Genomic DNA, 21,996 nt, shown 5'->3' with positions numbered 1-21,996 from the left:
TCGAGGCCCACTTGAGGGTGACGAACGGGCGGTGGCGGCGGGTGGCGGTGAGCCAGACGTGGAGGAACTCCTCCGCTTCGTCGGCGAGGACTCCCTCGATCACGTCGACCCCCGCGTCGCGGAGGGTGCGCCCGCCGCCCGCGGAGCGCTCGCCGGGGTCGGCGACCGCGTAGACCACGCGCGCGACTCCGGCCTCGATCAGCGCGCGGCTGCACGGGCCGGTGCGGCCGGTGTGGTCGCAGGGCTCAAGCGACACCACGGCGGTGGCTCCGGAGGCGGCGCCCGGGGCGAGGGAGGACAGCGCGTCGACCTCGGCGTGCGCTGTCCCGGCTCCGTGGTGCCAGCCTTCGCTGAGGACGCTGCCGTCGGGCGCGAGGATCACGCAGCCCACGCGCGGGTTCAGTCCGCGGGCGGGCCCGCGTTGGGCGAGCGCCAGCGCTCGGCGCATGGCGTGCTCGTAGTCGATCGTCATTCCCGGTCTTCCGTTCGTCGCCGAACTCCGGGGTCTCGATCGGCGGTGCGCGGGCACCGTCGCTCAGCTTCGCGCTGCTGCGCGACGCTCGTGCTGCCTCTCCTCCGGACTTTCACCGTCGGTCCTGGAGTTCCACCAGGTCAACCGCAGCCCCTCGACGGGGTTGCGGTTCGCGGACTGTCACCGCCGGTTCGGAATTCTCACCGACCCCGGAGCACGTGCTGGGGGCCAGCCTACCGACCGCGCGCGGGAGTGAGCATCCGAGCGTCACACTCCCGGCGAGTGGTCGGCTCGGGAACAGGATCAGCTGCTGCACTCGCTCGCGCGCAGCCGCTTCGGTGCCCGTTGCGCCACCGCTGCGGCGGAGCCGACGGGGACACGGGTCATCCCTGGGCCCGTGAGGGGCGCGAGAGCGGCGCGCGCGTCGGTGAACCAGAACGCGAGCCGGAGAACCGCGACTGCGCCGTGGAGGATCGCTGTGCCTTCGATGACGGGGTTCTGCGGCTCCTGCCGCACGTCCGAACCGAGGTCTCGAGTGCTCGGCATATCGCTGTGCTCACTCGTGTCGTCCTGCTCGCCAGTGACGAGCGGTCACCGTGACGATGCCTCTCGAGTCGGACCTGAGTCGCCTCGAAGGATCGCACGGTGACCGCCTCCGCGACGGGACTAGTGGCTCGACACGCTGCGCGTGCCGCGTGTCTTGAGGAGGCTCGCGACGGTCGCCACGGCGATCGTCGTGCCGATGAAGGTGAGCGAGAACCAGATGGGGATCTCGGGGACCCACAGCAGCGGCTGGCCGCCGTTGATGAAGGGCACCTCGTTGACGTGCAGGGCGTGGAAGACGAGCTTCACGGCGATGAAGGCGAGGATGACCGCCAGTCCCTGGCTGAGGTAGACGAGGCGCTCGAGGAGTCCGCCGATGAGGAAGAACAGCTGGCGCAGTCCCATCAGGGCGAAGGCGTTCGCGGTGAAGACGATGTAGGCCTCGTTGGTCAGACCGTAGATGGCGGGGATCGAGTCGAGGGCGAAGACCAGGTCGATGAAGCCGATCGCGACGATCGTCAGCAGCATCGGCGTGACGAAACGCGTCCCGTTCTTCTTCACCGTCAGCTTGTCGCCGTGGTACTCGTCGGTGACGGGCAGGATGCGGCGGACGAAGCGCATGAACGCGTTGTTCGAGGGATCTCCGTGGTCGCCCTTGATCTGCTGGTAGGCGAGGACGAAAAGCAGCGCGCCGAACAGGTAGAACACCCAGGAGAAGTTCTCGATCAGCGCCGCCCCCACGGCGATGAAGATGCCGCGCATGATCAGGGCGATCACGATGCCGATCATCAGCACCTTCTGCTGATAGATCTTCGGCACGGCGAAGCCGGACATGATGATCAGGAAGAGGAAGAGGTTGTCGAGCGACAGCGCCTTCTCGGTGAGGTAGCCGGCGAAGTACTCGCCGCCGTAGCGCCAGTCGGAGACGATGCCGATGCCGACTCCGAAGAGCAGGGCGAGGCCGATGTAGAAGGCGGACCAGCGGGCGGACTCGCCGATGGTCGGTTCGTGCGGCTTCCGCACATGGACGAAGAACTCGTAGACGAAGAAGGCGATCGTCACAGCGATCGTGATGAGCCAGACGGTGGTGGTGACCTGCACGGACGTACTCCAAAGGGGTTCAGTGTTCGGAACGACACCAAGGTCTCCTCCGTTCTAGCGCCGACCAACGAGGTGTGGCGACTGGAACCGATGGCCCGGAGCGTGGATTCACACTCGTAGTGACGGGCACATCGCGGACGGGAGTACTCCCCTTGCTGCGCCCGATTCTAGGGGCCAGCTCGACTCCCGAAGCTGGGAGGATGCCGGGGTGGCGCGTGGCCTGTCGTGCTGGCGGGTTCCGCCGCCGTGCGGGGCATGACTCCTCGGCGGTGACGCGGACCGGAACGGCGACGAGCTCTGCCGTCGCGGACGACGAGCAGGTCGAGGCCGGCCGTGTCCGTCCGCGGTGACCCGTGCTGGGTCGCGACGACGGTGGACGACGACGGGACACGCGCGTCGATGGCGACGCGGCAGCTGATCCTTCGTCCGGCGGATACGCCTCCGAGAGCGTTGCCTGCGGGATCCCGCTAATCAGTGGCCGAGATGTTCGTGCGCCGGCTGATCATCGCGAGCGAGGGCGCGCGGCCCTTCTCGATGTGGGTGAAGGCGGTCGACTCGGCGAGCCGGTCGTTGCCGGATCGGATCGCGTCGAGGAGGCCGTGGTGCTCCTCGGACTGCTGGCGCTGGTCGCGAGCGCTGGTGAGGTAGAACAGCCAGGTCATCCGGCCGGTGACCGCGCGCATCAGCGAGGCGAGCAGGGCACTGCCGGCGACCTCGACGATCGCCTCATGCACGACGGTCGAGGTCTCGGCGACCTCCAGCCAGTCCTCGCTGTCCAGCGCGCGGTGCTCCGCGTCGATCGCGTCGAGCAGCGGCTGGAGCGATGCGCCGGCGGAGACGGCCTGAGCGGCCAGGCGCGCGCCCAGCGTCTCGAGGCCGAGCCGTACGTCGAACAGCTCGACGACGTCCTCGGTGCTCCACTGGGCGACGCGGGTGGAGCGTCGGGGCAGCATCCGCACGAAGCCCTCGTGCGCGAGTTGCGGGACGGCCTCGCGCACCGGCAACCGCGACACGTGGAGCTCAGCGGCGAGTGAGGCCTCGACCAGCCGCGACCCCTGCGGATAGTGGCCGAGGATGATCTGTCGGCGCAGCCTGCGGTAGGTCTGGCTCGCGAGCGACTCCTCGGTGGTGGCGAGTGTCATGACGGTCCTCCTCGCGACGCCGGCCCCACCATTCAACACGCTCAGCCGCCGGGCCGGCTGCGCTCCTCCGGCAGGGGCGGGCAGAGCTGTCGGGTCGGCTGGTCGTGAGGCGGGCGCCCAGGTCCTCCTCGCGTCCTGCGCAGCCGAGGCGGATCACCACGGCCGCGGCGCTGAGGACGCTGCCTGCCGGCCCTCGGCGGAGGCGAGTCCCCGGGCGGGCAGGACCGCGACGATCTCGGTGCCGCCCGCCCCCCGGGCGCGAGCGGCGGCGCGCTCGGGGGCGCTTCAGGTGGCGACGGCGATACGCATCAGACCGTCACCGGAGTCGCCGAGAGCAGGACGGCGGACCCCACATCGCGGAGGCGGGCGAGATCGATCAGCGCCGCCGCGACCGCGAGGTCCTGAGCGGCGAGGCCGACGGAGTCGAACACCGTGATCTCCGCCGCGCTCGCGCGGCCCGGTGCGGTGCCCGCCACCACGTCCCCCAGCTCGCGCAGTCCGTCGAGCGAGCTCAGCGCGCCCTCGGCGATGGCCTGCACGAGATCACCGGACTTGGCGCGGGCCGTCGCGGCGCTGTCGACGACGAGCGTCCCGATTGCCATGGCCGCGGAGTCGAGCTCGCGGTGCGTCGGGCGGGGCCGCGCGCCGACGGCGTTCAGGTGCTGCCCGGGGTGCAGCCAGGATCCCCGCACGATCGGATCGACCGAGGGGGTGAGGGTGCAGAGGATGTCGCTCGTCGCCGCCACCTCGCGCGGATCGGCCGCGATCCTCACGGGACGGCCCACCGCCTCCGAGAACCGGTCGAGCGTGGTGGAGGACCGCGACCACACCACGATCTCTCCGACGGAGGCGACGGCCGTCAGGGCTCGGACGTGTTCGACGGCGAGATTGCCGGCGCCGATCAGCCCGAGCACGCTGCTGTCGGGGCGGGCGAGGTGCCTGGTCGCGACCGCGGAGGCGGCGGCCGTGCGGGCCCGGGTGATCAGCGCGCCGTCGAGCACCGCGACGCACTCGCCCGTCCGCACTGAGGTGACCAGGATCGTCGAGCGCTGCGTCGGCAGTCCCCGTGCGGAGTTCCCGGGCAGGTCGGCCATCAGCTTCACGGCTGCGAGGCCGAGTGCGTCGGAGCGGACCGCCATCGGCAGGATCAGTCCGTCGTCCTCGCCCGAGAGAGCCGTGGGGGCGGGCTGGTCCAGAACCCCCGAGCCGAGGTCGGCGAACACCTCCTCGACGATGCCGAGGACGTCGACGTCGGGAAGCAGGCCCGCGATCTGCTCGGAGGCGAGGACGAGGGTCATCGGCGCGCGCCGGCCGGTGCGGAGCCGCTGAGTTCGGCGAGTGAGGGCGCGGAGGTCACGAGTCCGGCTTCGGCGAGGATCCGCATCCAGCGGTCGGAGGCAGCCTCGTCGATGACGGTCGTGTCCCAGACTCCGCCCGCCGCCATCTCGTCGGCGGCCTCGTGCAGGAGCACGGAGTCGCGGTCGGGCCAGCGGGCGGCGAGCACCGCGTCGATCTCGGGTCCGGCCCGACCGGCGGTGATCCTCTGCATGGCGGTCTCGATCGCGTCGACGAAGCGGCCCGTCCGGTCGGCGAGCTCCTCGACGCGGTCGGTGCGGGTGTAGTAGACGCTGTTGGGCATGACGCCCGCGTCGAGATGGCGGAAGACGATCCGTCCGCCGTCGGCGGCGACGAGCTCCTTCGCCGACAGCAGATCGAGCACGATCGCGTCGCCGAGGCCGTCGCGGTAGAGCTCGAGCATCATCGCGGTCGAGAGATCGCGCACCCACCGGGTCGCCGATACGTCGAGTCCGGCCTCGCGGATCAGGCCCGCGGTGAACTCGAACGGAGCGCTGCCGCCGGCGCCGGGAGCGAGGGCGACCTTGCCGGCGAGCCAGCCGAGCCCCGCGGGACCGGAGGCATCGCGGGCGACGACGGTCATCGGGAAGCGGTGGTTGAGCTGGCCGACGACGGTGAGCTTCCGGCTCGTGCCGGCGTACATCCCCGGTACCCAGAGGCCGCCCAGCGCGAGGTCCGCGGCGCCGGAGTCGAGGTCGTCGAGCACACCGGTCCAGGGGTCGCAGGCAGTGGCGGTGACGGTCAGGTCGCGCTCGGCGAACAGGCCGCCGACGTCGGCGACGTACTCGGGGAGGTAGTTGAGTCCGTTCGCGGTGGCCGAGACGGTGAGGGTGTCCATGGTGCTCCTTGTGGGGTGAGCCCTCGACGCCGGAGCGCCGGGGGCGTGGAAGGGGTCAGTGGGCGGCGGCGATCGCGTTCTCGTTGACGTCCTCGAGCGAGCGTCCCCGGGTCTCGGGGGCGAAGCGGGAGGCGACGACGAGCACCGCGTACATCACTGCTGCGAGGCCGAAGACTCCGGCGAAGGCGAACGTGCCGTAGAGCGCGACCGCGAGGAACGGCATGACCGCTCCGGCGATGTTGCCGATGCCGTTGACGATCGAGGCTCCGGAGGCGCGGATCGCCGTCGGGAAGACCTCGGCCGTCCAGGTGGCGAGCGTGGTGTTGGTGACCATCGTGAAGAACTGGAACAGTGCACCGAGCACGAGGATTGCTCCGGTGCCGTTTCCGAAGCCGGCGAAGGCGAGCGCCGTGAGGCAGCCCAGCACTCCGGCGGCGCCGACCGCGGTGCGCCGACCAACCCGTCCCGCGATGAGGGCTGCAGTGGTCGCTCCGAGCAGCGATCCGACGTTCATGATCATCGTGTAGAGCAGGCTCTGCGAGACGGAGTAGCCGCGCTCGACGAGAAGGGTGGGCATCAGGAAGTTCAGGGTGACCTGGGAGCCGAACGCCATCCACGACGCGACGCCGAGGGCGGCGGTGCGGCGGATCACCGGACGGCTGAAGACGGCGGCGGGGGAGGCGGACATCCGCGCGGGGAGCAGATCGTCCTGCGTCAGCTCCACGGGTGGACGGACGCCGGTAGGAGTGAGCGAGTTCGAGGAGAGGACGGCGAGGGAACGGTTGGCGTCCTCGACACGGCCCTGCGACAGCAGCCAGCGCGGGGTCTCTGGCAGCTTCCGGCGGTAGAAGACGACCAGCAGAGCGGGGACGGCGAGGATGACGAACGACCAGCGCCAGACCGTGTCGGGTCCGCCGAGCGGGGTCTCCAGCGGTCCGAGCAGCAGGAGGAACAGGCCGTAAGAGAGGAAGTTGCCCAGGCCGCCGGCGCCGACGTTGACGGCGCCGATCGCGGTGCCGCGGAAGCGGGTCGAGACCATCTCCGAGAGCATCACGAGCCCGATCATGAACTCGCCGCCGATGCCGATCCCGACGATGAGGCGGCTGACGAGCAGCATCTCGTAGTTCACGGCGAGGGCGCTGATCAGGCCGCCGAGCGTGTAGATCAGCAGGTTGAGGCTGAGCGAGAAGCGGCGGCCGTAGCGGTCGGCGAGGTAGCCGGCGAGCACGCGCCCGATCAGGCCGCCGATGACCGTCGCCGTATTGATCGTCGTGAGCTGGATGTCGCCGATCTGCAGCGTCTGCTTGATGTGGCTGCCCATGGCGCCCACCGAGTTCTGCTCGAGGGTGTTGAAGAACTCCCCGGCGAGGATCAGCAGGAACACCCAGAACTGCGCACGAGTGAATCCGATGGAGTCGAGGACGGAGGCGACCGAGTGGCCGGAGGCGGGCGGAGCGGTGGTGCGGGATACAGCAGTCATGTGTAGCTCCCAGCGGGGCGAGGTGTGGGGCGGCTTCGAAGGAGAGGCTGCCGCGAGGACACGTCTTTTGTATCCCGGATGTGGTTTCCGGCAGGTTTCGCCCTTGCTACAACCTCAGCACAACCTGTTTTATCGAGCCCTCTGTCCTCTCCGTGCGCGCAGGCCGTTCCGCTTCTGTATACAGAAGGCGACATCCGCCTCGCGTCGGACGTGTGCGGTCGACCGGACGCTCGACTCCGCTTCTGCCGCGCCCGCGCCGAGGGGACGCTCGCCTTGACCGGCAGCCGCTGACCGGCAGCCACTGGCCGGCAGCCACTGACCGGCAGCCGGTCGCGGTCCGACGAGCGGCCCGATCCTGACGGACGCGTGCCCGCGCGAGGACAGGCGCTCGCAGGGGCTCGCCGGAGGCGGCGCGGTGTCAGTGCCGGTGCTCGTCCACCCAGCGCGGGAAGGGATCGGCGAAGGACGCCCAGGCGTCCGGCCCGGCGAGCAGCTCGCGGGGCGTCAGGAGGCAGCCCGACAGCACGTCGGCCAGCGCGCGCTGGTCGAGGTCCACTCCGAAGAACGCGATCTCTTGGCCCAGCGGCGCGTCGACGTCCCAGCTCCGCAGGCTCGTCGGGTCGAGCGCGAGCACGTCGCCGGCGACCGACCACGACCCCACCCGGTCGGCGCGGGTCGCGAGGCGGACCAGCCCGCGCGAGCGGAGGATCCGGCCCACCTTCTCCGGGACCAGCTCGCCGGCCACGGCTGCGCTGAGGCGCGCGGGGTGGAAGGGCAGCGGATCGCGGAAGACGAACTCCTGCACGCTCGTCGAGCGTGGCCGGGAGGTGCCGTTCAGTGCGCACTGCCAGCCCATGGACGACGCGAGCGCGTGCGCGCGGCGGGGGAGGAGTCTCCGCGTCGCCGGCCGCTCGTGGGCGGTGATCACCTCGGCGGAGGGGGCGATCGCGTGGAGGAGGTCGAGGACGAGCGCGCCGTCGTCGGTCACCGGGGCGTCGATCGGGTCGGTGAGGGCGATCATGCTCGCGAACTCCAGGCGCGCTGCGAGGCGCTCGCCGGCGTCGGCTGAGGGGCCGCCGCTGCGGCAGAGCACGCGCAGGATCTCGGCCGCCGAGGTGACGGCGACCACGTCGAGCAGTGCGATCCGCGTGTCTCCGGGGTGCCGCTGCGAGCAGAGGTGCTCGAGGACGAGCCCGATCTCGAGCGGGTCGGCCCCGGGGTCGAGGGCGACGACGGTGTGTCCGCGCCGGCCGTCGTCCGCTTGCGCGGCGAGACGGTGGGCCAGCTCATCGGCGAACTGCGGGCCGTCGGAGCCGGGCAGGTCGAGGTCGATGTCGATCGCGCCCTCCGGCTGGCCGGCGAGTAGGGCGGCCGTGCGGGAGGCATCGCGCGCGTCGGTCGCGCTGACCAGCGTGACGGCGAGGACGGGCGGCAGGGGGACGAAGGGCTCCATGGCGGGTTACTCTATCGATAACCGTTATCAATAGAGAGCAGGGTCGCCGTGAAGGTCCGCAATTCCCTCAAGTCGATGAAGAGCCAGCCCGGGTCTCAGGTGGTCCGCCGCCGTGGGCGGGTCTTCGTGATCAACAAGCTGAACCCGCGCTTCAAGGCGCGTCAGGGCTGACGACGACGGGAGGGGCCGTCCGCGGCGGACGGCGCCCTCCCGTCGCGGCTCCGCTCAGTGCTCGTCGTAGTGATCAGCGTGCACTGCGTGCTTGTGGCCGTCGTGCACGTAGTCGATGTGGTCGTCGTGCGAGACGGCCTCGTGGCCGCAGGCGTCGCCGTGCTCGTGGTCGGCCGTCGAGTGCTCGGCCTCGGTCTCGTGCTCGTCGTAGTGATCGCCGTGCAGGGCGTGGTGATGCGTGCCGTGCGCGTAGTCGACGTGACCGTCGTGCTGCACGGCCGGGTGGCCGCAGTTCTCGCCGTGCTCGTGCTCGGCGACGGCGTGCTCGGCGTGGATGTCGGTGGTGCTCATGTGTCGTGCCTTTCCGGATGCGGGCGCCGCGGAGGAGCGGCGGCACCCAGCTGACCAGAGTTATAAACACATTGCAATAGATGCGCCCAATTGAGAGCGATGATCGTCATCGCCAGGGCCGGTCAGCCTTCGAGCGCGTGCCGCACCGCGTCGTCCACGATGTGGCTGACGTGCGTGTCGGCGACCGAGTAGTGCGCCTCCCGGCCCACCCTCTCCACCGCCACCAGCCCCGCCGAGCGGAGGGTGCGCAGATGCTGCGACACGAGCGGCTGCGAGAGCCCGGTCACCTCGGCCAGCCGGCCGACGGTCGAGGTCTCCTCGGCGAGGGCGCGTAGCAGTCGCAGCCGCGAGGCGGAGGACAGCACCTTGAAGAGCTCTGCGGCGGGTTCGAGATCCTCGGTCATCCGCTCATGTAACCAGAGGTGCATGCGCCGTGTCCGCGCGGGCCGGGGCGCGCCTCCGACTACCCTCGGTGCGATGGACGAGGACAGGTACGGGCAGGACGTGCTCGCCGGTGACTGGCGGGCGAGGAACAGGGTCGAGGTGGCCGTCGTCGAGGCCGAGCGCGACCTGGTGGTCGAGGAGGTCTCCTCCGGTTTCGTCGGCGCCGTGCTCGGCGTCGAACTGCGGATGGTGCGGCTGGAGGACCGGTTCGGTAAGGTCCGCGTCTTCCCGCTCGGGCCCGGCTTCCTCCTCGACGGCAGGCCCGTCTCGCTCAAGGCTCCCGGCCTCAAGCGCGACGCGAACCTCGGCCGCGCCCGCTCCGCCTCCGGCTCGTTCCACGTCGCCGATGCGAAGGCGCGGGTGGCCCTGCCCGGCCGCATCTACGTCGAGGGGCGCCACGACGCCGAGCTGGTCGAGAAGGTCTGGGGCCACGACCTGCGGATCGAGGGCGTCGTCGTCGAGTACATCGAGGGCGTCGACAACCTCGATGCGCTGGTGCGCGAGTTCCGGCCCGGTCCGGGTCGGCGCATCGGTGTCCTCGTCGACCACCTCGTCCGCGGCTCGAAGGAGTCGCGCATCGCCGACCAGGTCGCGGCCGGCCCGCACGGCGCCCACGTCCTCGTCGTCGGCCACCCCTACATCGATGTGTGGCAAGCCGTGAAGCCCGCCCGGATCGGCCTCGAGCGCTGGCCCGAGATCCCGCGCGGCATCGAGTGGAAGCACGGCATCTGCGAGGCGCTCGGCTGGCCGCACGAGGAGCAGGCCGACATCGCCCGGGCCTGGCAGCGCATTCTCGGCCGAGTGAGCACGTTCCACGACCTCGAGCCGGCGCTGCTCGGCCGCGTCGAACAGCTGATCGACTTCGTGACGGAGCCGGCGTGACCCGCGCGGCGTGGCGCGGCCTCTCGCTCGACGCAGCCCTCGTGCTGGTTTTCGCGCTCATCGGCCGCCGCAGCCACGACGAGGGGCCGGCGCTGCTTGGGCTGCTCGGCACGCTCTGGCCGTTCCTTCTCGCACTGCTCATCGGCTGGGCGGTGTCGCGCTCATGGCGAGCACCCGACCGGATCGTCCCCGCCGGGCTCGTGATGTGGGCGGTGACGGTTGCGGGCGGGATGCTGCTGCGGCTCGTCTCGGCTCAGGGCGTGCAGCCGAGCTTCGTCGTCGTGACGGCGATCGTGCTCGCGGTCTTCCTGCTCGGGCGCCGGGCGCTCACCCGGTTGCTCGAGCGCCGCTCCCGGCCAGCGGCCTAGCTGTAGCTCCCGCGAGGTTGTGGATGCCGTCTGCGGGACGTGTCCCGAAACGACCCCGCCGGGCATCGCACCGAGCGCCCGCCGGTGCGTTCGGTGCTCGACGACCGGGCGCAGCGCCGCGGATGCCGCTGCACGGTGAGGCGCGCGGCCGGGGCTGGGAGGATGGGGGGATGACCTCGACGCTGCTCGACCGGATGCCGACGCCCGACGCCGACGGGCGTGTCGATGACGACGCGGTGTACCTGGCCTTCGCCGAGTGGGCGCAGTCGCGGGGCCTGCCGCTCTACCCGGCGCAGGACGAGTCGATGCTCGAGATCGCCTCCGGGTCGAACCTGATCCTGTCGACACCGACCGGGACGGGGAAATCGCTGGTCGCGATCGGTGCACACGCGGCGGCCCTCGCCTCCGGGCGGCGCAGCTTCTACACCGCGCCGATCAAAGCGTTGGTCTCCGAGAAGTTCTTCGCGCTGGTCGACGTCTTCGGAGCCTCCAACGTCGGGATGGTCACCGGCGACTCCTCGGTGAACGCGGACGCCCCGATCATCTGCTGCACGGCCGAGATCCTCGCGAATCTTGCGCTACGGCACGGCGCCGAGACTCCCGTCGACCAGGTCGTGATGGACGAGTTCCACTTCTACGCGGACCCAGCGCGCGGCTGGGCGTGGCAGGTGCCGCTGCTCACCCTCCCTCACGTGCAGTTCGTGCTGATGTCAGCGACCCTGGGCGACGTGACGGCGCTCGCCGCCGACCTGAGCCGCCGCACCGGCCGCGAGACCGCGCGCGTCACCGGCGTGGAGCGTCCCGTGCCGCTGCACTACTTCTACGAGATCGCTCCCATTCACGACTCCATCGAGGAGCTGCTCGCGACGAACCAGTCGCCGGTGTACGTCGTGCACTTCTCGCAGGCCTCGGCACTCGAGCGCGCGCAGGCCCTGACGAGCGCGAACATCGCGACCCGGGAGCACCGCGACCGCATCGCGGAGGTGATCGGCGGGTTCCGCTTCACCACCGCCTTCGGCAAGACGCTCTCGCGCCTGCTCCGCCTCGGCATCGGCGTGCACCACGCGGGCATGCTGCCCAAGTACCGCCGCCTGGTCGAGCAGCTCGCCCAGCAGGGGATGCTGCGGGTCATCTGCGGGACCGACACGCTCGGCGTCGGCATCAATGTCCCCATCCGTACGGTGCTGCTCACCGCGCTGACGAAGTACGACGGCACCCGGATGCGCCAGCTCTCGGCGCGCGAGTTCCACCAGATCGCGGGGCGCGCCGGGCGAGCCGGCTACGACACCGCGGGCACGGTGGTGGTTCAGGCTCCCGAGCACGAGTCCGAGAACCGCAAGGCTCTCGACAAGATGGGCGACGATCCGAAGAAGCGGAGGAAGTGGGTCGCCAAGCGGGCCCCGCAGGGCTTCGTCAGCTGGGGCGAGCCGAGCTTCCGCAAGCTCGTCGACGCGGAGCCCGAGACACTGACCTCGCACATGACCATCACCTCGGCGATGCTGCTGAACGTGATCGCGCGCGGCGGTGACGCCTACGCGAACGTGCACGCGCTCATCTTCGACAATCACGAGCCGTGGAAGCACCAGTTGCAGCTCGCCCGCCGCGCGCTCGGCATCTACCGCACGCTCCGGGAGGCGGGTGTCATCGAGCAGAGCGTCGACGCAGACGGCGTGACACGCATCCGCCTGACCGTCGACCTGCAGCCCAACTTCGCGCTCAACCAGCCGCTCTCGCCGTTCGCGCTCGCGGTGTTCGACGTGCTCGATCCCGAGTCTCCCAGCTTCGCGCTCGACGTGGTCTCGGTACTCGAGGCCACGCTCGACGACCCGCGGCCGATCCTCGGCGCCCAGCAGTTCCAGGCCCGTGGCGAGGCCGTTGCCGCGATGAAGGCGGAGGGGATCGAGTACGAGGAGCGGATGGAGCTGCTCGAGTCGGTCACGCACCCGAAGCCGCTTGAGGAGCTGCTGGAGGCGACCTTCGCGACGTACACGGCCGCGCAGCCGTGGGTGAAGGACTTCGAACTCTCGCCCAAGTCGGTCGTGCGCGACATGTACGAGCGGGCGATGTCGTTCGGCGAGTACACCGCCTTCTACAAGCTCTCGCGCTCGGAGGGACTGGTGCTGCGCTACCTGTCCGACGCGTTCCGCGCCGCCCGGCAGACCATCCCGGACGAGCTGAAGAACGAGGAGCTGCACGACCTGATCGAGTGGCTGGGTGAGCTGGTCCGTCAGGTCGACTCCTCGCTCGTCGACGAGTGGGAGGAACTGGTGAACCCGGCTCGGCACGCGGCGGACCAGTCGATCGTGCCGCCCGCTCCGCGCCGCCTCACCGCCAACCACCGCGCCTTCCGTGTCCTGGTGCGCAACGAGATGTTCCGTCGGGTCACGCTTGCCGCCCTCGACGACCACGAGGCCCTGGGCGGGCTCGACGCGGCCGCCGGCTTCGATGCGGACGCGTGGGGTGCGGCGCTGGACGACTACTACGACGAACACGACCGCATCGGCACCGGTCCGGATGCGCGCGGCCCCGCGATGCTGCTGGTCGAGGAGGAGCCGACGCAGTGGCGGGTACGGCAGATCCTCGACGACCCGGCGGGCGACCACGACTGGGGGATCTCGGCGACCGTCGATCTGGCGGAGTCGGACGAGCAGGGATCCGCCGTCGTCCGCGTCACCTCGGTGGGCCGGCTGGACTGATCAGGGGCTGCGCTTCTGCCGGCGCTTCATCTCGGCGGCGATGTCCGCTCGGTGATCTCCTTGCGGGTCGGACCCCAGATCGACGCGGCCTGGCCCACGACGCCGATCCCGATGCCGACCATCGGCCAGATCGGCCAGAAGTAGCCGTCGGCGCCCGAGGCGACCCAGACCGCGGTGGTGATCGCCGAGACACTCGCCCAGCCGCCGACCGACCCGAGGAAGTCGCGGCGCCGCTTGACCTCGCGCACGGCGAGCGCGCGTTCCGCGTCTTCGACCCGGGGCCCCTCGATGTCGTCACCGGAGGCGCTCGCCGGTGCGGACGCCGGACTGCGTCGCGCCGAGGGATCCGGGGAACCCCACTCGTTCGTCATGCGGCCAGCCTACGCAGGAGGGCCACCGGGCGGTAAGCAGGGCCTAGCCGTACTGCTCAGGGAGGTTGGTGAGCCGTATGACGGATCGACGTCCGGCCGCTGGATCGACCAACCGGCGCTGCCGGAGAGAAGGGTGACGAAGGCGCTCTGGCTGCGGGTGTTGCCGTCTCGGAAGGGGCGGACCGCGGTGATCTCGCCCCAGTGATCCGCGAGGCCCTCGGCGACGCCGTGGACGTCGCGGCCACGGAGGTAGCCGTCGCCCTCGAGGCGACGGAACTCGAACTCGATCTGACCGGAGATGAATTCCGGCCTGCAGGAGGCGATTCCCCTGCCGCCCGCTTGGAGGTCGACGTCGAGGACCTCGCCGGCGAACGGGGGAACTCGCCGCGTCCCGATCCCGATGCTGCTCGGCGTCCTCGTCATCGGCACCCTGATCACCGTCATCTCGGCCGCCCTTCCCGCGCAACGCGCTATGCGCGTCACTCCGGTCGAGGCACTCAGCGTCCACGGACGGACGGACGGCACGCGGCTCTGTCCCCCGATCGGTCCCCTCAAGAGCCGACATGCATTACTGAGCGATATCTCAGTAAGTTGGGCAAGCGGTTTCGATTCGGACGACCGCGACTCTTCACTCAACGAGACAGGCGTCCATTGCCATGACCAAGAGAGTTCTGCGAGCACTGACGGCCGCTCTCCTCGCCGTCGGCGTGACGACGATCACCGCTCCGTTGGCCTCAGCGTCGATAGTCGATGCTCCGTCCGAGCAGACTGTCGGATTCGGGTTCCGGATCGATGATGAGATCGTTCCGGCCGAAGATCTTCAGACGTGGAGTGTCGACGCTGACGAGCCCGCGGCGACTCCGCCTGGGACGGTTACGCCTCAGCTTATCGACTGGAACCAGTGGTAGGGCTGCTTCAGTCTCAACCACTCCGAAGATCTCTTCGCGGAGTACGTGCACTGGTGGAGCGGGGAGCACTGGGACTACCAGCTGCGGTGCGGACAGCCCGACGATGCGTCGGGTAAGGGCGGATGGGGCTACAAGCACATCCGCGAGGATCACGAACAGAACTGGCAGGACAAGTTCAACGAGGGTCTGGCCCTAGGGTGGGTACCGGAGAGTCAGGGCTTCGAATCGTGGGATGATCTCATGGCCACATCCGGAGGTAACGCCGGTCTCTGGCCTGATCACATGCGCGCTGTCGACCCCAAGGGAGGCACCACGTGCCTCATTGCGATCGGCGTCTTCTACGACGCCTTCTCCGGGGCCGAGCTGGGGACATTCAACTACAGGACCATCTTCTCCAACACGACCGAACGGTTGATCACATCCTTCCCGCAGTCCGGAACCACCTGCCCGAGTAACTACACGCAGCTCTGGTAACCCTCAGCGGGAGCATTGTTGCCGCAAGCCACTTTTGCGTCAAGGCTCCCGGGTGGGTTCCTGATTGAGAACTTTCGATTCACGTCGCGAAAAGCCACACCGATTTCTCAACCTGATCGAACAGTGCGTTCCCATGCTGAACCCACCTTGTCCTGTCGTCATGATTGTCCCATCCAATCATCGGACGGGTTTTCTCGGCCCACTCTCGATACCACTCGCTGATTTCCTGACGCAAGGAAGCCGGAAGTTCGAGGTCGTCCGCGTCTGAACCGTCGTGACTCACCCCGGCTTCCCAGATCGGCCAATCGTGGCCCCACTCGGGAAAGATGTTGAGCACTCGCCAAGCAGACGATCGCCTCGCACTTGCTCTCTGGATCGCGTCTTCATCAGTTGCCCATTCAGGGACTAGCAACTCCTCCTGCGTGAAGGGATCGATGATTCGCCGATCGACTGCCATGCGGTCCAGCATATGCGCTACCCCAGCAGTCCCGGAATATTCCGCACCGAGATCGTCCCTCGTGAAGCGCCAATCATATCCGGCACCCGGTGGAGCGGAGCTCGGCCACGAGCTCGGGTCCAGGCCGCTGGTTGATCATGCGCACGATTGTGCCGCGCCTCGCGCCAGCAGGCCTCCCCGCCCTAGCGATATATCTTCGATAATCCCGGATAGGGCAGTGTGCCGCAGGCGCGGGCTGCCCGCGCCCGGCGACCCCGAGCCTCTCGCCGCGGCGGGTGTCGCCGGTCGTGGGACTCGTCGCGGGCGGCGGGAGCTCGACGAGGTGGAGGTCGGCTCCAGAGTGTAGAGCCGTCGTCGAGGCGGAGGCGGATGTCCTTCTGCACCGAGCGGGGGACAGCGCGGCCGGAGGTGTCGCGCTCCAGAAGCCCTGCATCCGCAGGTGGGTGTGCAGCGGCGATCCGCTGGAGAAGCGGGTGAGGAGGTTCTTGCCGTGCGTCTCGTCCCCGAGGATCCGCAGGCCGGTGGCAGAGGTGCCGGCCGCGTCCCCGGAGCGCAGCTCGCCCGTGGGGACGGTGCGACCGTCCGCCGCCGGTCCGAGGCGGGCGAGACGATGCCCACTGTCTCCCTGGGGCATCCCTGACCTCTATGAGCCGAGGCTCGTAGAGGTCAGGGAGCGCGCGGGATCAGGCGCCGCGGTACGCCTGCTGGTAGGTCCGCGTGTTGCCATCGGGCGAGGTGACCGCGATGGCCGCCGTCCCCGCTTTGATCGGTGAGAGCAGGGTCACCGTCTTCACGGTGAAGGACTGTCCGGGCTTGACCGACGTCCGCGTCTTCGAGCCGTAGACCGTGGTGATCTCGATCGAGACCGTCTCCGGCCCGTTGTTGACCGCCGAGACGGTCAGCGTTCGGAGCACCGCGAGGCGCTTCGTCGAGGCGGTGGTGGCCACGTCGATCGTCACGGGAGCCGTCTCGGGCAGGTCGAGCCCCACGACCACGGGATCGTGGTCGCTGGAGCGGTAGGCGGAGGTGTCGTAGAAGATCGTCGCGTTGTAGTCGAATCGGCTGTACTCGAGCGCCACCGACTCGCCGCTGTTGATGTTCCAGGTGTCGACACCGGTCACCGTCGCGTCGGCGGCGGGTGAGGCGAACACGTGGTCGAGCGAGCCGACCGCGCCGTCGAACGAGTACGAGTACTTGCCGTCCTTGGCGCCCTGGTCGATGTAGCCCGCGTCGGTGATGACCTTGACCGGGTCCTCCTTCGAGTAGGCGTTGAAGTCGCCGAGCAGGTACACCAGCTCGGTGGCCTTCTCGGCGCGGAGGCGGTCGGCGAAGGCCACGAGGGCGGTCGCCTGCGCGACGCGCGACGCGTTCGACGCGCCCTGGCCGTCGCCCTGATCCGCGTCGGCGCCCGAACCGGAGCCCTTCGACTTGAAGTGGTTCACGATCGCCACGAACTCGCTGGCGGAGTCGCCGATCAGGCGGAACTCCTGCGCGAGGGGCTTCCTGGCGTTCGAGAAGTTCACCGTGTCGTTGAGCACGACCGACTCGCCGACGGGCTCGATCGCGGACTTCTTGTAGATGAAGGCCGTGCGGATGACATCCTCGTCCGCGAGCGCGGGGAGTGCGGCGGGGGAGGGGACGTAGGCCCAGACCTCGGAGCCGAGTGCCGCGTTGAGTGCGGCGGTCAGCGTGGCGAGGGCCTCGTCGCGGGGTTCGCCGAACTTGGCCGAGTTCTCGATCTCCTCCAGCGAGACGACGCCGGCGCCGAGGGAGTTGATCGCGGTCACGATCTTGGCCTGCTGGCGCTCGAGGTCGTCGGCGTTCGCCGCTCCGCGGGCATCGCAGCCGCTGTTGACCGTGACGGGATCGCCGTCGCGGTCGGTGTAGAACGTGCAGCCGGCGATCGAGTCGCCGGTGGTCGTGAAGTAGTTCAGCACGTTGAAGGAGGCGATCGACACGTCGCCGCCGACCGCCTCGGGCTGCGCCTGCCGGGTGTTCGCGAACGTGGCGGGCTGCACCTCGGCGGCGTTCTCGACGGTCAGCTGCGTGGTCGGCTGGAAGGCCCAGCCGCCGTTGCGGTAGTCGAGGACGACGGGGCGGCTGAAGACGGCGGGAGCCCCGACGCGGATCGGCTCGGTCGGCGTGAGGTAGGGCAGGGGGATCGCCTTGTTCGCCGCGGCGCCGAGGAAGTTCAGGGAGGCGCCGTCGTCGAGGGTGATCGCGCGGGCGGCATTGTCGGCCACGACCGCGGCCAGCTCGGCGGAGCCGGGTCGTGCGACCTCGGTCGGCGTGAGCAGCGGCGTCTCACCGGCGGCCAGGCCGATCGAGCCGAAGCTGTTCAGGTCGAAGGTGTCGGTGACGGTGTACGCGCCCTGGGGAGCGATCAGCATGCTCTCGAGCACCTCGCGCTCGGCGTCCGTGCGGGGCACGGTCACGGCGGCGGGCACGGCAGCGGCGGCGGGGCCGTCGAGTCGCACCACGGCCGCGGCCGAGGTCGGCGTGAGCTCGGTGAGTCCGTTGTACTCGCTGACGACGCCGGTGATCCGCAGGTGGTCGCCGACCGCGACGGAGCCCACCGAGGCGGAGGAGAAGACGAAGACCGCGTCGGAGGCGGTGCGTGCGCTCTCGCCACCGGTTCCCGCGGTCTGGATCACGTAACCGTTGTAGCCGCCGGACGGGTAACGGGCGGTGACCACGCCGGTGGTGGTGACGGTGCGGCCGACGAGAGGGGACGCGTCTCCGGTGCCCTGGATCTCGCGGACAGCGACGGTCGGGACCTCGGCGGGCGGGGTCGTCGGCGGCGTGGTCGGCTCGGGCGAGCCGCCCGCGCCGGCCGTCTGCGGGGTCGGTGCGCCGAGGCGAAGTCGGCGGCGTTGACGTCGGTGTCGCCCGTCGTGGTCTCGGCTCTGGCGATCGTCTGCGTGAGCGAGGGGGCCGTCGCGACGGCCGACTCGTAGGTGTTCGAGCTGCCGTAGCCGACGAGGTCGAGCACGGCGTCCGGCTGGTCGGCCGCGCCGGTGGGAGGGGCGGCGAGCGGAGACACTCCGTCGACCAGGAAGAGCGTGCCTCCCGCTGCGGCCATGTTCAGCCCGTTGGCGCTCTGGTCGGCGGCGGGCAGCGCTGCGCCGCTGGTCCCGTTGCTGGCGCCCGCGAGGAGGAAGTGCCCGCCCGCGGGCACCGCGCCGGTGAGCGGGACCGTGGTGGTCGGGGCGGCGGTGCCGGTCGCCGAGCGGTACTGGATCGAGAGCCCGCCGAGCGCGATCTCGGCACCGGTCGGGTTGTACAGCTCGACGTAGCGGTTGCTGTAGGCGGCTCCGGCCGAGCCGCCGCGGGCGAAGACCTCGCTGATGACGAGAGCGTCACCGGCAGGGGCGGCCGAGACCGGGGCAGCGGCGAGCGGAGTCGCGACGAGGGACAGGCCCGTGAGGGCGGCCAGACCGAGGCCGCGCCTGCGTCGGCGGCCGGGCTGGGGGGAGGCGTCGGGCATGGTGGTCCTCTCGATCTCCGCTCGATCGAGCGGTCGCGGCATCGTCGCTGCGCGGCGCGGCAGCCGAACCCCGGAGGGGCGGGCATCGCCACGCTATGCACTGCGGGTGCCCGGCCTGTGAACCGGACGTTTCATGAACGTAAACTCATCCACCGACATTCGGACGCCTGCGGTACGGATCAGTCGCCGACGAGCCGGTCCGTGCTCGCCGGCCACGCCTCGTCATCGTGCTGCCACGGCAGCACGGCGACGATGCCGTAGAGGTCCTGCAGGACTCCGGTGTCGAACTCGGCACTGCGGACCGGCCCACCGTCGCCGTGCACGACCGGCGACGGGCCGGCGTGCGAGAACCGGATCGACATCCCGAGCGACTCCCAGTAGCGGGCCACGCGCCGGGCGTCCTCTGCCGGATCGACGCCGAAGGGGGCCCAGACGTCGAACCCGAAGGCCGAGGCGGCGCCCAGCGCGGAGGAGACCTCCTCGGGCGGCGTCGAGAACGGCACGCCCTCGAGCTGCTCCCGCGTGGCCACGACGAGATCCACGACCCTGTCGGCGGCAGCCTGCGCGGCGTCTGAGATCGCTGCGTCCGGCATCGCGTTCCCCCAAGGCTCTCGACCATCATGGCATTGATCAACCGGGTGCAGAAAAACGGCGGCGGTGCCCGGCTCGGCGGTCGTGCGGATTCTCGCGGCGGGCACCCGGCTTCGCCCGGCACACTCATCCGATGATCTCCATCGAGCTGGCTCGAGCGCTGCGCACCTCCGGCCTGCGCTGGACCCCCGCCACCGGCGACCGTTTCCGCATCGAGCGCGAGGGTTTCGACGGCGACGTCTTCACCGTGAGCGACATGACCATCGAGGCGCACGAGTATCCGAGCGGCACCGAGCTGGGCTTCAACGGCACCACCGAGTGGGCGCTCGACTCCGTCTCGCTGGAGGACTCGCTCTGGCTGCCGCGCGAGGACCAGCTGCGCGAGCTGCTGCGCGGCACGTTCCGATCGCTCCAGCGCATCATCGCCGACGGTGAGGTGCGCTTCGTCGTCGAGGCGGAGTTGAGCGGCCGACCCCACGAGTTCGAGGCGCTGACGGCCGAGAACGCCTACGCGGAGGCGCTACTCACGCTGGTCGGCTCGGTCGCGGTCGATCTTGATGACATGGACGAGCCCGTCTGACCGCGCGGCGGAGCCGCCGGACGCGTCAGGAGGCGGCCTTCGCGGGTGTGCTCTTCCTCGTCCTCGATGTCTTCTTCGTGGGCGTCTCGGCGGTCGCGGGAGCCTCCTCCGTCGTTTTCGCCGCGCCGGTCTTCTTCGCTGGCGTCGTCCGCACCGGACCCTTCTTCGCTGGTGTCTTCTTCGCCGGTGTCGTCGTCGTGGTGGTGCTCGTCTTCGCCCCGGGCTTCTCCGCGCCCGCGTTCGTCGCCGCGCCGTCACCGACCCGGGCGCCGCGGCTGCGCTCGACCGAGCGCTTGAGCGCCTCCATCAGATCGAGCACCTCTCCGCCGCCCTCCTCCTCCGCAGAGTCGCCGAAGGTCGCGGCGGTGTCGAGCGCGTCGCCCTGGTCGATCTTCGCGTCGATGAGGGTGCGCAGTTCCTCCTGGTAGGCGTCGTGGAACTTCGCGGCGTCGAAGTCCTCGGAGTAGGAGTCGACGAGGTTCGCCGACATCTCGAGCTCGCGGGCCGCGATCCTCGTCGTCCCCTGCAGCGCTGGGAACTCCACCTCGCGGACCTCGTCGGCCCACAGCAGTGTCTGCAGCATGAGCGTCGTGCCGCGCACGCGGAGCGCGGCGAGACGCGTCTTCTGCCGCAGGGCGAACTCGACGATCGCCGTGCGGTCGGTCTGCTCGAGCGTCCGCCGCAGCAGCACGTAGGCCTTGGGCGAGGAGGAGTCGGGCTCGAGGATGTACGCGCGGTCGAACATGATCGGATCGACCTGCTCGCTCGGCACGAACTGCACCACGTCGATCTCGCGGTCGCGCTCCTCCGGCAGCGCCTTCAGCTCGTCCTTGGTGAGCACGACCGTGCGCTCGCCGTCGTCGTAGGCCTTGTCGATGTGGTCGAAGCCGACCACCTCGCCACAGACCTCGCACCTGCGCTGGTAGCGGATCCGTCCGCCGTCGCGGTCGTGCACCTGGTGCAGTGCGATGTCGTGGTCCTCGGTCGCGCTGTAGACCTTCACCGGCACGTTGACCAGGCCGAAGGTGATCGCGCCCTTCCAGATGGCTCGCATGGGCTCAGTGAACACCGTGTCCTCTGCGGCTGGAAGCCCTGGCGCCCCTCAGGCGACCCCGGACCGTCGAGGGCGCCCGTCGGAGCGGGCTGTCTCGAGTCCGGGGGTCCCGTCACGACGGCGGGCGGGAGTGGAGGGCAGCGACGATCAGGCGAGCGCATTCGGCGGGCGGGTCGCGATCGGACCAGACCTCGGCGTCGTAGCGTACGTCGGCGTGCACGGCGTCGGCCTGGCGCGCGGCCATGCCCGGAGTCCGGTCGCCGCGCGACACCTCCCGCGCGGTCGCGACCGCGGGGCTGCAGCGTACGCCGACCCAGAGCACGTCGAGCCCCGCGAGGTGGCCGCGAAGCCGATCCTGCGAGGCGCCTCCGTCGAGCAGTACGTCCTCGAGCACGATCCCGGCGCCGGAGCGGGCCGTCGCGGCGAGGCCGGCCAGCCAGGCCGCCTCGAGCCGGCGGAACCCGTCGCCGAGCGCCACCTCGCCGTCCTCCCCGTACGAGACTCCGTTGCGGCCGCCGTCGAGGTGCGGCGGAAGGGCGTCGACCAGATCGTCGATCGAGAAGCTGAGCCAGGGCTCGGAGAGCACGGCCTGGAGGTGGCGGGCGATCGTGCTCTTGCCCGAGCTCGATCCCCCGTTCAGGACGATCAGGTCGGGAGTCACAGGAGGTCCTTCCGGCGGCGGATTCCGGCAGCTTAGCCGCCCGGCGCCGACGGAGCCGCCCGGTCGTCGTGCAACACGACGGCCGGGCGGCTCCGGACGGGGACGCTCAGCGCTCG

25 protein-coding genes and 1 riboswitch are annotated in these 21,996 nt (G+C 70.2%); of the genes, 7 read left to right on the top strand and 18 right to left on the bottom strand.

Going from position 1 to position 21,996, the window contains the following annotated elements:
• The 8 genes from ribD to ACH61_RS06955 all read right to left on the bottom strand — a co-directional run.
• On the bottom strand, nucleotides 1-472 hold a 472-nt coding region (gene ribD, locus ACH61_RS06990; RefSeq protein ID WP_068210280.1), incomplete at its 3' end, for a bifunctional diaminohydroxyphosphoribosylaminopyrimidine deaminase/5-amino-6-(5-phosphoribosylamino)uracil reductase RibD.
• Between the two features lie 87 nt (nucleotides 473-559).
• Nucleotides 560-693: riboswitch (FMN riboswitch) on the bottom strand.
• A gap of 82 nt (nucleotides 694-775) precedes the next feature.
• Nucleotides 776-1,018 carry a hypothetical protein gene (locus ACH61_RS06985; RefSeq protein WP_068210277.1) on the bottom strand — a complete coding sequence of 81 codons (243 nt, stop codon included), beginning with the start codon at nucleotides 1,016-1,018 and terminating at the stop codon, nucleotides 776-778.
• Nucleotides 1,019-1,138: 120 nt separating this feature from the next.
• Complete coding sequence (locus ACH61_RS06980; protein WP_068210275.1) at nucleotides 1,139-2,116, bottom strand: TerC family protein; 978 nt, start codon at nucleotides 2,114-2,116, stop codon at nucleotides 1,139-1,141.
• A gap of 467 nt (nucleotides 2,117-2,583) precedes the next feature.
• The gene (locus ACH61_RS06975) at nucleotides 2,584-3,258 is read right to left on the bottom strand and encodes a GntR family transcriptional regulator (protein WP_068210272.1); all 675 of its coding nucleotides are present in this window, start codon (nucleotides 3,256-3,258) and stop codon (nucleotides 2,584-2,586) included.
• 308 nt (nucleotides 3,259-3,566) lie between these two features.
• Entirely contained in the window at nucleotides 3,567-4,556 is a 990-nt protein-coding gene (locus ACH61_RS06970; RefSeq protein ID WP_068210269.1) for an ornithine cyclodeaminase family protein, read from the bottom strand.
• On the bottom strand, nucleotides 4,553-5,452 hold the full coding sequence (locus ACH61_RS06965; protein WP_068210266.1) for an ABC transporter substrate-binding protein: 900 nt from the start codon (nucleotides 5,450-5,452) through the stop codon (nucleotides 4,553-4,555). Before ACH61_RS06965 ends, ACH61_RS06970 begins: the two co-directional genes overlap by 4 nt.
• A 55-nt stretch (nucleotides 5,453-5,507) precedes the next feature.
• Nucleotides 5,508-6,932 carry an MFS transporter gene (locus tag ACH61_RS06960; protein ID WP_236713588.1) on the bottom strand — a complete coding sequence of 475 codons (1,425 nt, stop codon included), beginning with the start codon at nucleotides 6,930-6,932 and terminating at the stop codon, nucleotides 5,508-5,510.
• A gap of 418 nt (nucleotides 6,933-7,350) precedes the next feature.
• Nucleotides 7,351-8,385, bottom strand: coding sequence for a CobW C-terminal domain-containing protein (locus ACH61_RS06955; RefSeq protein ID WP_068210263.1), 1,035 nt, complete (start codon nucleotides 8,383-8,385; stop codon nucleotides 7,351-7,353).
• Nucleotides 8,386-8,433: 48 nt separating this feature from the next.
• Between ACH61_RS06955 and ykgO the strand changes: the two genes are divergently transcribed.
• On the top strand, nucleotides 8,434-8,556 hold the full coding sequence (gene ykgO / locus ACH61_RS06950) for a type B 50S ribosomal protein L36 (protein ID WP_068210256.1): 123 nt from the start codon (nucleotides 8,434-8,436) through the stop codon (nucleotides 8,554-8,556).
• 54 nt (nucleotides 8,557-8,610) lie between these two features.
• Here the strand turns inward: ykgO and ACH61_RS18295 are convergent, their stop codons facing one another.
• Both ACH61_RS18295 and ACH61_RS06940 read right to left on the bottom strand, forming a co-directional pair.
• Nucleotides 8,611-8,907, bottom strand: coding sequence for a hypothetical protein (locus tag ACH61_RS18295; protein WP_068210255.1), 297 nt, complete (start codon nucleotides 8,905-8,907; stop codon nucleotides 8,611-8,613).
• A 122-nt stretch (nucleotides 8,908-9,029) separates the two neighbouring features.
• On the bottom strand, nucleotides 9,030-9,311 hold the full coding sequence (locus tag ACH61_RS06940; protein WP_068210254.1) for an ArsR/SmtB family transcription factor: 282 nt from the start codon (nucleotides 9,309-9,311) through the stop codon (nucleotides 9,030-9,032).
• Between the two features lie 73 nt (nucleotides 9,312-9,384).
• Here ACH61_RS06940 and ACH61_RS06935 point away from each other — a divergent pair, with 73 nt between their 5' ends.
• The 3 genes from ACH61_RS06935 to ACH61_RS06925 all read left to right on the top strand — a co-directional run bounded on the left by ACH61_RS06935 (nucleotide 9,385) and on the right by ACH61_RS06925 (nucleotide 13,297).
• Nucleotides 9,385-10,233 carry a DUF3097 domain-containing protein gene (locus ACH61_RS06935; RefSeq protein WP_068210253.1) on the top strand — a complete coding sequence of 283 codons (849 nt, stop codon included), beginning with the start codon at nucleotides 9,385-9,387 and terminating at the stop codon, nucleotides 10,231-10,233.
• Entirely contained in the window at nucleotides 10,230-10,601 is a 372-nt protein-coding gene (locus ACH61_RS06930) for a DUF3054 domain-containing protein (RefSeq protein ID WP_068210252.1), read from the top strand. The genes ACH61_RS06935 and ACH61_RS06930 overlap by 4 nt, the downstream gene beginning before the upstream one ends.
• Before the next feature lie 170 nt (nucleotides 10,602-10,771).
• Nucleotides 10,772-13,297 carry a DEAD/DEAH box helicase gene (locus ACH61_RS06925; protein ID WP_068210251.1) on the top strand — a complete coding sequence of 842 codons (2,526 nt, stop codon included), beginning with the start codon at nucleotides 10,772-10,774 and terminating at the stop codon, nucleotides 13,295-13,297.
• A gap of 26 nt (nucleotides 13,298-13,323) precedes the next feature.
• Here ACH61_RS06925 and ACH61_RS06920 read toward each other — a convergent pair whose 3' ends face one another.
• Both ACH61_RS06920 and ACH61_RS06915 read right to left on the bottom strand, forming a co-directional pair.
• On the bottom strand, nucleotides 13,324-13,668 hold the full coding sequence (locus tag ACH61_RS06920; protein ID WP_082845081.1) for a 2TM domain-containing protein: 345 nt from the start codon (nucleotides 13,666-13,668) through the stop codon (nucleotides 13,324-13,326).
• Between the two features lie 9 nt (nucleotides 13,669-13,677).
• The gene (locus ACH61_RS06915; protein ID WP_068210250.1) at nucleotides 13,678-14,112 is read right to left on the bottom strand and encodes a hypothetical protein; all 435 of its coding nucleotides are present in this window, start codon (nucleotides 14,110-14,112) and stop codon (nucleotides 13,678-13,680) included.
• 212 nt (nucleotides 14,113-14,324) lie between these two features.
• Between ACH61_RS06915 and ACH61_RS06910 the strand changes: the two genes are divergently transcribed.
• Both ACH61_RS06910 and ACH61_RS06905 read left to right on the top strand, forming a co-directional pair.
• Nucleotides 14,325-14,576: a hypothetical protein gene (locus ACH61_RS06910; RefSeq protein ID WP_068210248.1), complete on the top strand. Its 252-nt coding sequence runs from the start codon at nucleotides 14,325-14,327 to the stop codon at nucleotides 14,574-14,576.
• Between the two features lie 45 nt (nucleotides 14,577-14,621).
• Nucleotides 14,622-15,050, top strand: a complete 429-nt coding sequence (locus ACH61_RS06905; RefSeq protein WP_068210246.1) for a hypothetical protein — start codon at nucleotides 14,622-14,624, stop codon at nucleotides 15,048-15,050.
• Between the two features lie 79 nt (nucleotides 15,051-15,129).
• Here ACH61_RS06905 and ACH61_RS16805 read toward each other — a convergent pair whose 3' ends face one another.
• From ACH61_RS16805 to ACH61_RS06885, 4 genes are all read right to left on the bottom strand, one after another.
• Nucleotides 15,130-15,507 (bottom strand): hypothetical protein, encoded by a 378-nt coding sequence (locus ACH61_RS16805; protein ID WP_153038810.1) that lies wholly within the window; start codon nucleotides 15,505-15,507, stop codon nucleotides 15,130-15,132.
• A 683-nt stretch (nucleotides 15,508-16,190) separates the two neighbouring features.
• The gene (locus ACH61_RS06895; RefSeq protein WP_068210243.1) at nucleotides 16,191-18,203 is read right to left on the bottom strand and encodes an ExeM/NucH family extracellular endonuclease; all 2,013 of its coding nucleotides are present in this window, start codon (nucleotides 18,201-18,203) and stop codon (nucleotides 16,191-16,193) included.
• Nucleotides 18,158-18,994, bottom strand: coding sequence for a lamin tail domain-containing protein (locus ACH61_RS18290; protein WP_236713587.1), 837 nt, complete (start codon nucleotides 18,992-18,994; stop codon nucleotides 18,158-18,160). Before ACH61_RS18290 ends, ACH61_RS06895 begins: the two co-directional genes overlap by 46 nt.
• A gap of 179 nt (nucleotides 18,995-19,173) precedes the next feature.
• Nucleotides 19,174-19,587, bottom strand: coding sequence for a hypothetical protein (locus tag ACH61_RS06885; protein WP_068210238.1), 414 nt, complete (start codon nucleotides 19,585-19,587; stop codon nucleotides 19,174-19,176).
• A 131-nt stretch (nucleotides 19,588-19,718) separates the two neighbouring features.
• On the opposite strand from ACH61_RS06885, the gene ACH61_RS06880 reads away from it, so the two are divergent.
• Nucleotides 19,719-20,165, top strand: coding sequence for a pilus assembly protein CpaE (locus tag ACH61_RS06880; RefSeq protein WP_068210236.1), 447 nt, complete (start codon nucleotides 19,719-19,721; stop codon nucleotides 20,163-20,165).
• Between the two features lie 25 nt (nucleotides 20,166-20,190).
• Here ACH61_RS06880 and ku read toward each other — a convergent pair whose 3' ends face one another.
• Together ku and ACH61_RS06870 are read right to left on the bottom strand one after the other, a co-directional pair.
• Nucleotides 20,191-21,219: a non-homologous end joining protein Ku gene (gene ku / locus ACH61_RS06875; protein WP_068210234.1), complete on the bottom strand. Its 1,029-nt coding sequence runs from the start codon at nucleotides 21,217-21,219 to the stop codon at nucleotides 20,191-20,193.
• 112 nt (nucleotides 21,220-21,331) lie between these two features.
• On the bottom strand, nucleotides 21,332-21,880 hold the full coding sequence (locus tag ACH61_RS06870) for a chloramphenicol phosphotransferase CPT family protein (RefSeq protein WP_199220825.1): 549 nt from the start codon (nucleotides 21,878-21,880) through the stop codon (nucleotides 21,332-21,334).
• Nucleotides 21,881-21,996: the final 116 nt, after the last annotated feature.

The organism is Rathayibacter tanaceti, assembly GCF_001634385.1.
GTDB lineage: Bacteria > Actinomycetota > Actinomycetes > Actinomycetales > Microbacteriaceae > Rathayibacter > Rathayibacter tanaceti.
This window is presented reverse-complemented; position numbering and strand designations above follow the sequence as displayed.

What these genes read in the sequence shown, in the direction of transcription:
- ACH61_RS06985 (WP_068210277.1), bottom strand. Translation starts at nt 1,018, where the DNA reads ATGCCGAGCACTCGAGACCTCGGTTCGGACGTGCGGCAGGAGCCGCAG.
- ACH61_RS06975 (WP_068210272.1), bottom strand. Translation starts at nt 3,258, where the DNA reads ATGACACTCGCCACCACCGAGGAGTCGCTCGCGAGCCAGACCTACCGC.
- ACH61_RS06970 (WP_068210269.1), bottom strand. Translation starts at nt 4,556, where the DNA reads ATGACCCTCGTCCTCGCCTCCGAGCAGATCGCGGGCCTGCTTCCCGAC.
- ACH61_RS06965 (WP_068210266.1), bottom strand. Translation starts at nt 5,452, where the DNA reads ATGGACACCCTCACCGTCTCGGCCACCGCGAACGGACTCAACTACCTC.
- ACH61_RS06960 (WP_236713588.1), bottom strand. Translation starts at nt 6,932, where the DNA reads ATGACTGCTGTATCCCGCACCACCGCTCCGCCCGCCTCCGGCCACTCG.
- ACH61_RS06955 (WP_068210263.1), bottom strand. Translation starts at nt 8,385, where the DNA reads ATGGAGCCCTTCGTCCCCCTGCCGCCCGTCCTCGCCGTCACGCTGGTC.
- ACH61_RS18295 (WP_068210255.1), bottom strand. Translation starts at nt 8,907, where the DNA reads ATGAGCACCACCGACATCCACGCCGAGCACGCCGTCGCCGAGCACGAG.
- ACH61_RS06940 (WP_068210254.1), bottom strand. Translation starts at nt 9,311, where the DNA reads ATGACCGAGGATCTCGAACCCGCCGCAGAGCTCTTCAAGGTGCTGTCC.
- ACH61_RS06935 (WP_068210253.1), top strand. Translation starts at nt 9,385, where the DNA reads ATGGACGAGGACAGGTACGGGCAGGACGTGCTCGCCGGTGACTGGCGG.
- ACH61_RS06925 (WP_068210251.1), top strand. Translation starts at nt 10,772, where the DNA reads ATGACCTCGACGCTGCTCGACCGGATGCCGACGCCCGACGCCGACGGG.
- ACH61_RS06920 (WP_082845081.1), bottom strand. Translation starts at nt 13,668, where the DNA reads ATGACGAACGAGTGGGGTTCCCCGGATCCCTCGGCGCGACGCAGTCCG.
- ACH61_RS06915 (WP_068210250.1), bottom strand. Translation starts at nt 14,112, where the DNA reads ATGACGGTGATCAGGGTGCCGATGACGAGGACGCCGAGCAGCATCGGG.
- ACH61_RS06910 (WP_068210248.1), top strand. Translation starts at nt 14,325, where the DNA reads ATGACCAAGAGAGTTCTGCGAGCACTGACGGCCGCTCTCCTCGCCGTC.
- ACH61_RS16805 (WP_153038810.1), bottom strand. Translation starts at nt 15,507, where the DNA reads ATGGCAGTCGATCGGCGAATCATCGATCCCTTCACGCAGGAGGAGTTG.
- ACH61_RS18290 (WP_236713587.1), bottom strand. Translation starts at nt 18,994, where the DNA reads ATGCCCGACGCCTCCCCCCAGCCCGGCCGCCGACGCAGGCGCGGCCTC.
- ACH61_RS06885 (WP_068210238.1), bottom strand. Translation starts at nt 19,587, where the DNA reads ATGCCGGACGCAGCGATCTCAGACGCCGCGCAGGCTGCCGCCGACAGG.
- ACH61_RS06880 (WP_068210236.1), top strand. Translation starts at nt 19,719, where the DNA reads ATGATCTCCATCGAGCTGGCTCGAGCGCTGCGCACCTCCGGCCTGCGC.
- ku (WP_068210234.1), bottom strand. Translation starts at nt 21,219, where the DNA reads ATGCGAGCCATCTGGAAGGGCGCGATCACCTTCGGCCTGGTCAACGTG.